Source organism: Candidatus Protochlamydia phocaeensis (genome assembly GCF_001545115.1).
GTDB classification, from domain to species: Bacteria; Chlamydiota; Chlamydiia; order Chlamydiales; family Parachlamydiaceae; genus Protochlamydia_A; species Protochlamydia_A phocaeensis.
In genome coordinates this window covers 1-12,811 of the sequence record NZ_FCNU01000031.1, presented here as the reverse complement: position 1 = coordinate 12,811, position 12,811 = coordinate 1, and the positions used below count along the sequence as shown (strand labels likewise).

Annotated in this window: 7 protein-coding genes and 1 riboswitch; of the genes, 4 read left to right on the top strand and 3 right to left on the bottom strand. The window is 41.7% G+C overall.

All coding sequences use genetic code 11. From position 1 onward, the window contains the following. The first annotated feature begins 491 nt into the window (after nt 1–491). Complete coding sequence (locus BN3769_RS11765; protein WP_068470835.1) at nt 492–1,991, top strand: DEAD/DEAH box helicase; 1,500 nt, start codon at nt 492–494, stop codon at nt 1,989–1,991. Nucleotides 1,992–2,361: 370 nt separating this feature from the next. On the opposite strand, the gene BN3769_RS11760 is transcribed toward BN3769_RS11765, so the two are convergent. Further along, on the bottom strand, nt 2,362–3,303 hold the full coding sequence (locus tag BN3769_RS11760) for an alpha/beta hydrolase (RefSeq protein WP_068470833.1): 942 nt from the start codon (nt 3,301–3,303) through the stop codon (nt 2,362–2,364). A gap of 148 nt (nt 3,304–3,451) precedes the next feature. Continuing rightward, nucleotides 3,452–3,666: riboswitch (cobalamin riboswitch) on the top strand. 196 nt (nt 3,667–3,862) lie between these two features. Between BN3769_RS11760 and BN3769_RS11755 the strand changes: the two genes are divergently transcribed. From BN3769_RS11755 to treY, 3 genes are all read left to right on the top strand, one after another. Then, the gene (locus BN3769_RS11755) at nt 3,863–5,845 is read left to right on the top strand and encodes an ATP-dependent Clp protease ATP-binding subunit (RefSeq protein ID WP_068470832.1); all 1,983 of its coding nucleotides are present in this window, start codon (nt 3,863–3,865) and stop codon (nt 5,843–5,845) included. A gap of 24 nt (nt 5,846–5,869) precedes the next feature. Continuing rightward, nucleotides 5,870–6,904 (top strand): ferrochelatase, encoded by a 1,035-nt coding sequence (hemH, locus tag BN3769_RS11750; protein ID WP_068470830.1) that lies wholly within the window; start codon nt 5,870–5,872, stop codon nt 6,902–6,904. Between the two features lie 254 nt (nt 6,905–7,158). Continuing rightward, on the top strand, nt 7,159–10,038 hold the full coding sequence (treY, locus tag BN3769_RS11745) for a malto-oligosyltrehalose synthase (RefSeq protein WP_068470827.1): 2,880 nt from the start codon (nt 7,159–7,161) through the stop codon (nt 10,036–10,038). 404 nt (nt 10,039–10,442) lie between these two features. Here treY and BN3769_RS11735 read toward each other — a convergent pair whose 3' ends face one another. Beyond that, on the bottom strand, nt 10,443–11,099 hold the full coding sequence (locus BN3769_RS11735; RefSeq protein WP_154017905.1) for a hypothetical protein: 657 nt from the start codon (nt 11,097–11,099) through the stop codon (nt 10,443–10,445). A gap of 318 nt (nt 11,100–11,417) precedes the next feature. Beyond that, nucleotides 11,418–12,278 (bottom strand): fasciclin domain-containing protein, encoded by an 861-nt coding sequence (locus tag BN3769_RS11730; RefSeq protein ID WP_068470821.1) that lies wholly within the window; start codon nt 12,276–12,278, stop codon nt 11,418–11,420. Nucleotides 12,279–12,811: the final 533 nt, after the last annotated feature.

Here is a 12,811-nt window from a genome sequence, read left to right as displayed (position 1 = left end):
ATGAGGGCTTTCTTTTTCCCTTTCTTTTCATCAATCAGTTAAGTTTAAAGTTAAATTTTTACATTATTTGGTAATAAAATTATTAATATTTGTTTATTTTAAATGCTGTATTTGTTATTCTGGTTGAGAGTTTAAAAATAAATTGTTCGTTTTTGTTTTTAGATCCAAACCCATCATTATTTGATTGAGTTTATAGAAAGTGTCTTTAGAGACTGTCTCAGCAAGGGGCTTTCTTTTCTGGTTGGCTGTAAACCTTATCTCGATGATCGCCGATTGACGTTTGGCGAAGTCATAGCCTCTTACTCGATTCTTTTGCTTAGCAACAGAGTGGTTTAGAAGAATTATCAAATGAAGGAATAGTGGATTTAAAAATCAATATTCAAAAGCAGGCAAAAAGGCGATGGTCGTCTATTTATCCGCTTGAAGTAAAGATTTTAAAAATTTTTGATAATCTTTCGAGCAATTCACAAACCTAAACAAAAGAAGAAAGAATGACTCAAGAATTGACTTTTGATATATTTGGTTTAAAAGAACCTATTCTACAAGCGTTGCAAGAGGCTGGATTTAAAACGCCTAGTCCTATCCAAGCGCAGGCTATTCCTTTGATACTGGCCGGCCATGATATGATTGGCCAAGCCCATACGGGGACAGGAAAGACGGCTGCATTTGGATTGCCGGCTCTCCATTTGATCAGCGATCAGCCGAATGCGCAGATTCTCGTTTTAACGCCTACCCGCGAATTGGCCAGCCAAGTCAGCGATGAATTATTTCGCTTAGGCCGCCATTTAGGCATCCGTACAGCGACGATCTGTGGTGGAAAATCTTTTAAGCATCAAATTGAAGCTGCAAAGCGTGGAACACAAGTAATTGTGGCGACTCCTGGTCGTCTATTGGATCTTTTTGAATCTGGTAGCTTGCCTGGTTTTCAGCCTTCGCTTGTTGTTTTAGATGAAGCAGACGAAATGCTGGACATGGGCTTTTTGGAAGCGATCCAGAAAATTTTCACTTTCCTTCCCAAGCAAAGACAAACGCTCTTATTCTCAGCGACTATGCCAAGCCCTATTCAAAGGCTTGCCGGTTCGATTTTGAAAAAGCCGCAATTTGTTAGTGTCACTCAAAAAGAAACAACAAATAAAGATATTAAGCAGGTTTATTACGTCATTCGTGAAGAAGAGCGCGATGATGCGATTCTCCGTTTGCTAGATAATGACGAGCCGGGCAAATCGATTATTTTTTGCCGCACAAAAAAAGACGTAGACCGTCTGACTTCCCTGCTTGTGAGCTGTGGTTACCATGCCAGAGGTTTGCATGGAGACATGGAGCAGCCTCAAAGAGAAGAGGTGATTCGCCAGTTCCGCTCGGAAATGGTACGCGTGCTTGTTGCAACGGACGTTGCGGCGCGAGGCCTAAGCGTGTCTGATGTATCGCATGTATTCAACTATCACTTGCCGTTTGATCCTGCTAGCTATGTACACCGCATTGGACGTACAGGGCGTGCCGGAAATAAGGGCATTGCCAGCACATTCGTTACACTGCGTGAATGGCGCGACTTTCAGAGATATGAAAAGTTTATTGGTGCATCGATTAATCGCGCTTTTATTCCAACTTTGGAAGAAGCTAAGCAGTCTAAGCGTGCCCGTTTAGTCAGCAGCGTGCTCGCCCAGCCTGTTCACAATGAAGTCGAGCATGTATTGGCGCTCGTGAAAGAAATGGATCATCAAACATTAGCAGCTCACTTTATTTCCTTCGTCCTCAATCAGCAGTCTGTGCGTGGGCCTGACCAAATTGGCGTAGAGCCAAGAGGGCCAAAGAAAGAAGGAGAGATGAAGCCTTTTAATAATGAACATAAAAGAACGAACGGAAATCGGTTTGCAAGCAAAGAACCGAAGAAGTTTGGGAAAAGGTCTCATGGCGTTGGATCTTTTAGGGATAAACCTAAGGGGTTTTCCAAGCCAAAGGGATTTGCTAGTCGGCAGCGCGTAGAAAGATAATAAGCTTTAGATCTTATATCAGAAGCAAGGAAGTTTTCTTCCTTGCTTCTGAAAATTCTCTTAAAGATTTCATGGCCTATTCAAAATAAGGATCGCTTTAGATTCTCTAGTCGTTTGATAAGTAATGGCAACATCTTTGTCATTCACTTTTTGCAAAGCGTGGAATTTCTGGATGACTTCTCTCTAAAGCTAATGAGAAATTGTCCATTTTTTGTGCTGCAGTTCCGCATCAATAGATCTCATCAAATTTTTCGTTAAACAAAAGCCCAATGGTTGCACTTGCAAAGAGAGCTTATTGTCTTGATTGAAAGGTGTTAACCGAAAAATCAAAGGCATATTAGCTATTCCTATCCTTTATTTTATGTTCGCTTTAGCTGGATAGGAAAGCGCAGGCGCTTTCTACCTGCCGCTGCCTTTGGCTTGCAATGATACTGGAGTGCCCTTGAATGCTATTCGGATGAAAATAGCGGGCATCCTTGACATTTTTCGGATAAAAGGAAGGCGGCGTCACTTTTGAATCGGCAAAGCCTCCTTCAAATTCAAATTGAACTCCTTGTTCAGCAGCCCTTCTAATCTCTCGAATAATCTGTTTGCCCGCTTCGCTTCCCCAGCTGAAATCTTTATAGATAACCTCTTCATGATTTCCCCCTAAAGGCGATTGCACTAGCCATTTCCATATTTTCTGCTTCCAAGGGGCTAAAGCTGGATCGCACATAACTTTTGTTCCATAAAGAGGGGAGGAATTGGCATTAACCATTATCCGTTCGCCTTGAATGCCAGCATCGATGGCGTCTACAGCTAATTGAGACGCCAGCCATCCACCATTAGAAATTCCATGCGCATATAATTTTAGAGCGGGACGTTCTTGAAGAAGAGGCAGAACGGTATCCGTAATACGCTGGACCGCTTCTCCTTTCGAACAGTTTCCCTTTTTATCGACCTGAACTTGATAAATTAAGATGTCTTCTCCAACTTTTTGTTTGAAAGCCTTGGCATGTCCATCCATTTGGGATGCATGGCCATTTAAGCCATGAATCAAGACAACAATCCCTTTAGCTGTTTCTTTATTGCCTATGACTTTTCCATAATTAGGCGCGTGCTCAATGCGAGAGAAAAATGTTCCAATCGTAAACCACAAATCTTTGATTAAGCCAATCATTTTAGCAATGCCTACCGGTAGAGGACTCGTTTTAACAACTTTTTGTGCGTCAATATAATTCTCTTCTGTTGCAACAGGGGGAAAATGAGCCGCTTCCAATGAAGGACGAGAATAAGCAGAATAAGAAGCGACCGAATAGGGGAATGATAACATACAATTTTCTGTGTTTTGTTTATAAGTTCAATAAATTTTTAAATAATTGTAATTAAGATTAATTACTCTTGCAAGAGTTAATGTTAATGGTTTAATTTCTTGACTCTTATTTCTTTTGGGTTTATGAAATTAAGCGTTCATTTAGTAATTATGCGTATTATAGAAAAGTGCCTTCTATTTGAAGACTTCAAAAAGAAGGATAATAGGGAAACAGGTGTAAATCCTGTGCGGTTAGGCCGCTGTAACGAAGGACGGATGCTTAGTCATTTATGACCACTGCTTGTCGCGGGAAGGTTTTAAAACTCAACTAAGCCTATCGGATGATTTCGAAGCCAGAAGACCTGCTTTTTTATACCTATCAGATCTGATTAAGACGCTGTCTCCTTAAAGGCAGGATGGGGAAATGATTCGCTGATTTGACTTGGGAAAGAGGTCTGTTTAGGAATGTATGTGATGGACGCCTTTCAAGAGCTATCTCTTCGATCACCATTTTCCTCCGATGCGTAACATTAAACTTAAGCGACTTTGCTTTTTCGATAAAGCAGGAAAGGAAAAGGGTATGTCTTTGAATATCAATCCACTGGGATTTTTTTCGACTTTCAATCAGGAAATAAGGCATTTGGTTTGGCGTGAACCTTCGCCTTTTGAAGGGATTAACAACTTAAATGATTTAGAGCGTGTGCTTTTATCCGAAGGATGGAATCGGGATAAATGGAGAAGTTGGAAAAAAGAGATTCAAAAGGCTTTACTCCGCCATCAACAGGATCCGGCTGCGTTAAATGCGTTCTTGGCAAATTTGATTAAAGCGCATATTCATCGGGATCCCCAAGAGACGCTCCAATTTTTCTCTGAAGTATTGTCTCTTGAAGCGCTGGATTCAATCGCCCGCTTTAGGACCCAAGGAAGTGTCACTCCTTATCAGAATGCCTTTGAGTGGGCTGCCGAAAGAGCGGCGAGGTATCCGTTAAAGCCAGAACCGTCTTTTAATGAGTGGATATACCAAGAATGGAAAAGATGCCGCCCTCGAGTGATTTATTTTATTCCAAATTTAATCAATATTTTCCTTGGGGCTTTTAACTTTTTAGATACCCATAAAAAATTTACGACTTTATGGGAAAAACACATTCTCTTAGAAATTATTTACAAATTTTTCATTATTCCTTTTTGCCTCGTTCAAATTTTACAGCCCATTTTTATTGTGACAGCTAAAGTTTATTTGGTGGCAGGAGCGATTCTTGCTGCGGGAGGGCTTTTGGCTATTGCTTATCAGCGCTGGTTTAAGCCTATTCCGGATGAAATTGTCAACTGCACCAATTTAGACAAGCAAATGGACAGCGGGCTTATTGAGCCCAAAGTGGGACAAACGGAGCTGCTTACCAAACTGCTGTCCACTCTTATTACAGGAGCGAATGTCTTATTAGTGGGAAAATCCGGGGACGGGAAGACAACCTTATTCCACCAGCTTCTTCAATTAAAAAAAGAGGGGAAACTTCCCGCTGAATTGCAAGATCGTGTCAACTATGAAGTCGATTGCGGCCTTCTCATTTCCAATGTCAGTTTCGGACATTCCGAACTGATCAATCAAATTAAAGACCAGATTGGGGGGTATGAGAAAAAAACGCTCTTTTTAATGGATGAATTTGACCAATTGGCCAGCAATCAGGGGGCCTTTCAAGCCTTCAAAAACCACTTTTTACAGGGTGGCCCAAATGATCCTCAATTTATTGCTACAACAACCTTTAAAGAGTTTGAGAAAATCAAGAAGCTTGATGTAGACGGATCCTTTATGCGTCGAGTAGTCACGATTATTGTAGATGGGGAAGAGGAAGAACAAAACAAACTTGTTTTGGAAGAATTCGTCACTCGCGTTGAACCGACCATTCCGGTGACAGAAGAAGCCATTAGGGTTGTTCTAGATATATCTAAATCGGAAACGTATTTGCCTAACATTGGCCGCCCGGCTAAAGCAATCAAAATTATGAAAGAAGCCATTGGCCGCAGTCAATGGGTTTATAATCCGACTTATACTTTGCCTGCTCTGGACCAAGCCGTCCAACAGCTCAAGCTGCTCAAGGCAAAAATGGCTCGCCGCTTGATAGAAAGTCAGGAAGACTTGCAAGCGTATCGAATGCTTTCTGATAGAATAGTAGCCTTAAAAGAAGAAAATGCCGTTCTCAAAGATCAAATCAAAAAAATTAAGCAGATCAAAGAGAGAGAATTGACCTTTAAAGATCAATATTTTAAATTGACCCATCAATTGGCGGCCGTCAAACAAAACGAACCGGTTCCAGAGAACCATCTTCCCATTATACCTGGCGGTCCCATCACTCCCGAGGCTCAAAAACTTTATCTTCTCTATCATTTTTATGGGGCCGAGGCATTTGAAAAAGTCTTGGAAGAAGAAATGGCAAGAATAGAAAATAAAGTTCCGGTTAGGGTCAATGAAGCGCTTGTCAGGCAAGTTTTCGAAGAAATTAAAGCGGCGGAAGCTAGGGTGATTGAGCAAAATAATGTGCCGCAACAAGCCATATCTGTCGCTTAAAAAAGACTGAGGAAAGGAATAGCAATGGGCGAGAAAAAAATTGGCGTCTTACTTGTAAATTTAGGCACTCCAAAGTCTTTTCGCCCTAAGGATGTCTTTCATTATTTAAATGAGTTTCTGACGGATGGCCGAGTCATTGATCTGCCCTGGCTGCAGCGTCAATGTCTTGTGCGGGGGATTATCGTTCCTTTCCGTTATAAGGACTCTGCTAAGTTATATCAGCGCTTGTGGACGGAGGAGGGATCGCCTCTTCTTATTCACGGCTTGTCCGTTAGGGATAAACTCCAAAGCGTATTGGGAGAGCATTTCTATGTCTCCTTAGCCATGCGCTACCAAACTCCTTCAATTAAAGAAGGCCTGGAACAATTGAGGCAAAAGCAAGTGGATGAGATCCTTGTTTTTCCTCTTTTTCCCCAGTATGCCTCCGCAACAACGGGATCCGTTCATCAAAAAGTCATGGATGAGATCAAGCACTGGCAAGTCATTCCCAAATTGACTTTTGTGAGTAGCTATGCCGACCATCCGGCGTTGATTCACGCTTTTTGCGAAAGGGCAAGACAATATTCCCTGCAATCCTATGATCACGTTTTGTTTAGCTTTCATGGCCTGCCTGAAAAGCAAATTCGCAAAGCTGATGAAGCCGGGGCTTGTTTAACGTCCGGTTGCTGCGACAAACAATGTAAAAATAATACCTTTTGCTATAAGGCCCAGTGCTATGCTACTGCTCGGGCTATCGCTTCTCAACTAGCTATGCAGCCGTCTTCTTACACCATTTGCTTTCAATCCAGATTAGGGAAAGATCCGTGGATCCAGCCTTATACAACAGAGGTTCTGCAAGCCTGCAGTGCCAAGGGGTATAAGCGCCTGCTTGTTTTTTGTCCTTCTTTCGTATGCGACTGTTTAGAAACGACATGTGAGGTGTCTTATGAATATGCCCACACCTTTAAAAGCATGGGAGGGGAGACTGTGCAGCTTGTCGAAGGGCTAAATAGTCATCCCGATTGGATCGAAGCTTTGAAGATAATGGTGCGCGAGCACACGCATTCCAAGAGCGCGTAGTAAAACCTGCTAATGACCTATTCGAATCCTTTTCCCTAGGAGACGTTCGAGTAAAGGTAAAAAAAACTCCAAACTGAGGTTATTAGGGGCAATACGCCCTCTAAAGACTTGCTTTCCTCTGCCCGGCTTTGGCCTCAGCTAAAAAATAGGTGTAAATAATTTAATTGACCGCGAATTGCTGCATATTTACGATCCAGCCTAAGCGGGTGTATTATGGGTTTTAATACACCTTCTAAGAAAGGAGAGATTTTACCATGGCAGGCCTTTGCATTCCCACAGCAACTTATCGATTGCAATTTAATCAGCGTTTCACCTTTAAGCAAGCTTTAGAATTTGTTCCCTATTTTAATGAGCTGGGCATCTCCACTCTTTATGCTTCCCCCATTACAAAATCGAGGGCGGGAAGCTTGCATGGCTACGATGTATTGGATTCCAATCAAATCAATCCTGAAATTGGAACCGAAGAAGACTTGCAGCAATTAGTCGATGCCCTTCATCAAAGGGGAATGGGGCTTGTTATTGATATTGTGCCCAACCATATGTGCATCGCTGATGAAAATAAATGGTGGAACGATGTGTTAGAAAATGGCCCCAGTTCTCTCTATGCCAATCATTTCAATATTGTTTGGGATCCGCCTAAAGTCGAGTTGCGTAATAAAGTGCTCCTTCCTGTCTTAGATCAGCAATATGGTAAAGTAATCGAAAATCAAGAACTTAAAATTGTCTATGATGCCGGCGCCTTTTTTATCGATTATAAAACTCATCGTCTTCCGGTTAACCCTAGAACCTGGCCGACCATCCTTAAACCCGTTATTGAACAATTAAAATCGCAATTAGGGGAGCAGGATGCCGGGCTTTTAGAACTGGAGAGTATTGTGACGGCCTTGGACCATTTGCCGGATATGACGGAAACCAATCCGGAAAAATGCAAAGAGCGCAATCGAGAAAAGGAAATTATTAAAAAACGCTTGAGTATTTTATTGGAAGAATCCCCTCGCATCTTGGAAGCTGTCCAAGCTTCTATGAAAGTATTAAATGGGACGAAAGGTGATGCCCATAGCTTCGATCAATTAGAAGAATTGCTTGACTCTCAGGCTTATCGTTTGAGCTTTTGGCGTGTGACCAATGATGAGATAAACTATCGCCGGTTTTTTGATATTAATGAATTGGTCAGCATGCGGGTGGAAAATGAAGACGTCTTTATAGACATGCATGAGCTCATTCTTAAGTTGATCAAGCAAGGATGGGTAAATGGTCTGCGAATTGATCACGTTGATGGCCTGTTTGATCCGGAGCAATATTTCTCACGCCTTCAGCAGCACTGCGCTCAAGTATTAGGCGAATCAGAAAAAGAACTAGGCCGCCATTTTTATGTTGTCGTAGAAAAGATTTTAGGAGGGGATGAGCAGCTTCATAAAAGCTGGTTTGTTTTTGGCACAACAGGCTATGATTTTTTGAATTTGGTCAATGGCATATTCATCATTCCTGAAAATGGGCCAAAAATCCAGCAGATTTATGAGCGGTTTACAGAACGCAATGATGAAATGGACGATGTCATTTATTCCGCTAAAAAGCTTATTCTCATTATTTCCATGTCCAGCGAATTGCACTTTCTTGCCCGCCAGCTCGAAGAGGTCAGCGAGCAGCATCGTTGGTCCAGAGATTATACACTCGAAAGCTTGCGCTCGGCCCTTAGAGATGTCATTGCTTGTTTTCCTGTCTATCGCAGCTATATCCGTACGCAGGACACGCAAGTAGACGAAGAAGATAAAAATTATGTGATCTCTGCCATTGAAGCGGCGAAAAGAGTAAATCCGGCCATTGACCTTTCCATTTTCGATTTCATTCAAAGTGTTCTGCTTTTACAAGATCCGCCAGGCTTGACAGAAGAACAAATCGCCTATCGCCGCAACTTTGTCATGCGCTTCCAGCAACTGACGGGGCCTGTAACAGCCAAAGGCGTGGAAGACACAGCTTTTTACCGCTATTATCCGCTTGCTTCTCTCAATGAAGTTGGCATGGATTTCAAGAGCTTTGGCATTCCGGCCCTCACCTTCCATAAAAAAAATCAAGAGAGAAAGGAATGGTGGCCGCACACGATGTTGGCGACATTTACCCATGATACCAAAAGGAGCGAAGATGTGCGGGCTAGGATTAATGTCCTATCGGAAAATCCGGAAGAATGGAATGTTGTTTTGCATCGTTGGCAAGCGCTTAATCAATCGCAAAAAGTGCGATTGAATGGCCGGGAAGTTCCTGGAAATAATGTCGAATACTTGCTTTATCAAACGCTAATTGGATCTTGGCCTCTTTATGCGGTTGATGCCAGCACGCGGGCTCAATATGCCGACCGTATTGAGAAATATATGATCAAAGCCCTCAAAGAAGCTAAATTGCATACAAGCTGGATTAATCCAAATGAAGCATATGAAAAAGCCGTACAGGAATTCGTGCGCAAAATTCTTACGCCGGATTCCTCTAATCGCTTTTTAGATGATTTTACAGCCTATATTCAACCCATTATCAAAGCCGGGCTTTTCAATTCCCTGTCTCAGACGCTCCTCAAAATGACCTGCCCAGGCACCCCTGACTTTTATCAGGGCAGCGAACTGTGGGAGTTTACTCTTGTTGATCCCGATAATCGCCGTCCTGTCGATTACTCAAATCGAGAATCTCTATTACATTTCCTTAAGGAAAAAGCCCAGCAAGATCCAGGGGCATTAGTCAGTCATTTAATGAAAACACCTGAAGATGGCCTCATTAAATTATATTTAACTTCTCAAGTTTTAGCCTATCGTCGGCAAAATCCGTCTCTCTTTCAAGAAGGGGGATATGTTCCTTTAGAACCGATTGGAAAAAAGGCTCGTCATGTTGTTGCTTTTAGCCGCATGAAAGATCAAAGCCAATTGATAGTCGCTGTGGGACGTTTTTTTACTCAATTAACGGATTTATTGGCATTTCAGCCTATTGCAGAGGTGTGGGAGGATACCGCCCTAGCCTTGCCTTCCCATATGCAGGGAGACTTTCGCGACATATTAAGCGGATTGACTTTTTCTATTCATTCCGATGCCCCTGTTCCGCTAAAAGATCTTTTTTCTAAAATGCCTTTAGCGATTCTAGAGAAAATCAAATAATGGCAGTAAAGCGGAATGACAGGCTTTTAACTCAGGTTTTTTAAGAATTCCTATTCGAGCAACAAGAGTAGACCGAATTTTTTTTATCAAAACTCAAGTTGATAACATCTAATTTCTATAGACTCTATGAATTTTAATTCCCATTTGAAGCTTTTAAAAAACGAAATAAATCACAGAATACAAGTAAAGATCAATCGAGAAGAATTGGCGAGAAATTTATATAAAGATGATTTGGCGATAATTCAGCAATGCCCGTCGAATGGCTATGGCCTAGAGTCGAATTCTTTTCCCTTAACGCTCAGGCTAAAAGAAAGAGGGCAATTCTTTATTCATAACAGAGTATCTAAAAAAAAGAACCTCATAGGAGACTATGAGGTTCTAAATAAGGCCCTGCTACAAATCGATTAGCGATTTGGCTGATTGCCTGTTTGTGGATTATTGGCAGGAGCATTGCCTGTTGAAGGATTGCTCGCAGATCCACCTGTTCTTGACTGATTATAGTTATAGTTGCCGGCAGGTTGATTACCATAGTTTTGGCCGCCTGCTTGATTATCGCTGTAGCCGCCATAGTTCTCATTGCCGCGATCATAGCCAGGTCCTGCATAATTCATAGAACCGCCATAATTCTCATTTTCAGGTCCAGCATAGTTCATTGTGCTTTGGCTGTAGTTGCCATAACCATAGTGCTCTGGTCCGGCATAGTTCATGCTGCCTTGATAGTAGCCTTCATGCTGATGGAAGCCAGGATGCTCATATCCATGACCATAGCCATAGCCACCTCTTGGACCAGCTTCAAAATCGCTGTAATAAGTTTGGCCACCATATGGATACTCATGAGAATAACCCATATCATGCTCTTCATAGTAAGGTTGGTTTTGATAGCTATAATTTTGGCTATATCCGCCGCCATAATAGCCGCTGCCATAATTGCCGCTGCCGTAACCTCTATTGCCATAATTGCGATTGTAGCTACCCCATGGGCATCCGCCACCTGAGCATTGAGCCATTGCACTAGCGGCAACTAAAGTTGAGAAGATCGTGGCTATTAGTGATTTGGACAAAAGTTTCATAAAATTCTCCTTATTGTTTTGAGAAGCAAACTAAATCAAAGTCTTTAATCTTGTCTTCTTAAGCAGCCGATATCTCTGCATCCGCAGCTGCCAGTCCATTAAGCCTTGCTAAGAGTTATTCCGATAGGCTTAAACTCCCTGAAGCCTTGAAGAAATCCTGTATAAAATATAAGCCGCAGGCTTTTCATTCTATATGAAGAATTTCCCCTTCTTTCAATAAAATATTTACACCTTTTTCATGCCTAAAGATTTATTTTTAATAAAGAAAAATTTAAAAAAAAGATGGCAAGGTAAAAATAGTAAATTTCTCTAAGGCATTAATACTTGGTCAATAATGTAAATAATTCCATTGTCGCCGGCAGGTTCGGTTCGCAACACGCGAATTCCGTTTACCGTTAAATCATCTCCCTTTGCCTGCAAAGTTAAATTGTGTCCATTTAATGTCTTAACTGCTTGATTAAAGTCTTTTTTTAAGATTTTTTGTGCAACAACATGGCTGCTGACAAGAGCTGAAAGTTGTTCTTTGTTCTCCGGTCTTAAAAGATCTTGGATAGCCAGAGGGCCTAAGTGACGGAAAGCTTCATTGATAGGAATGAAAAAAGTGAAAGAATCGCAAAGCGTGTTGAGAAAATCTTTTGTCTGTAAAATTGTCAATACAGTGGAATAAGGCTGATTAGAAGCCGTCTTGGCATATCCGATGGTGCTTTGCGTATCATTCAGCGAAAGCATTTGACTCTTACTTCCTTGAATGCCCATTCCCGACTTTTTCTGCATTCGGCGTGTCTGCGGCTGGTCGGAAGAGGTGTCGAACTGGTCTAAGCTCTCTTCAGTCTTTATTTCATCTGGCTTGTTTGTCATATCGCTTGTTGTTGACGAACGGGAAGTTGAGCCGCTTAACGCTCCGGACCCTTTTCCTTCCGCTTTTGTGCCGGATGAACCGGTTTTATAGAGCCCTTTATTGTTCTCGCTGGAGGAAGGGCTTTCTTCATTAAGGCTAATTTCTTTTGAAAAGTCATCTTCATAATAATGAAAAGGCTGTGGATGTTCAGCTTGTTCCTTGGCCCTGTCCGCTTCAATCCGGCTGCAACGGGCACAATAAGCATATCCCTGGGACGTGATTAAAGTTGAGGCGAGTATGGTTAGTAGAGTGCTCTTAGTGAATGCGTGCATAAATATCCTCCTGAAATAGATGGTCATTAAATTTGATTGAACTTAAATAATCCATCTATAAAATATTTTAAATAAGAAAGCTATCGGGAAATTCCCGAAAATAAAGCCCTTCAACTCCTAGGCAAGCGTTCTTAAATGGTGTAAACTTTTAATGCAACGTTTTAAAAATCAATAGCTATTGAAAAATTTAGAACAGCAGAGAAAAAGGTATTGCGTTAAAACAGCCATTTTCTGTACATTAGTAACTTCTTGCGAACGAAATGCGTAAAATCGAATAAATCGATGACAAGAATAACAGATGCCAATGAGCGCTGTAAAAATGTTTTGACAGTATAAGAGAGACAATGTGCAAGCATAATAAATAGAGCTTGTGTGGGGCAGGTTTACCTGTCTTACATATAAAGCACCGCTTTAAGCGGTGCAAAATAAACAACTCAGATTTTCAAGAGTTTTTTTTCTGTGAGAATTTGATCTTGGTTCAGATTGAATGCTGACGGCGTGGATGAGGCATGCAAGTCGAACGAAACCTTCGG

Coding starts and splice junctions, on each gene's coding strand:
- BN3769_RS11765 (WP_068470835.1), top strand. CDS start 492: ATGACTCAAGAATTGACTTTTGATATATTTGGTTTAAAAGAACCTATT.
- BN3769_RS11760 (WP_068470833.1), bottom strand. CDS start 3,303: ATGTTATCATTCCCCTATTCGGTCGCTTCTTATTCTGCTTATTCTCGT.
- BN3769_RS11755 (WP_068470832.1), top strand. CDS start 3,863: ATGTCTTTGAATATCAATCCACTGGGATTTTTTTCGACTTTCAATCAG.
- hemH (WP_068470830.1), top strand. CDS start 5,870: ATGGGCGAGAAAAAAATTGGCGTCTTACTTGTAAATTTAGGCACTCCA.
- treY (WP_068470827.1), top strand. CDS start 7,159: ATGGCAGGCCTTTGCATTCCCACAGCAACTTATCGATTGCAATTTAAT.
- BN3769_RS11730 (WP_068470821.1), bottom strand. CDS start 12,278: ATGCACGCATTCACTAAGAGCACTCTACTAACCATACTCGCCTCAACT.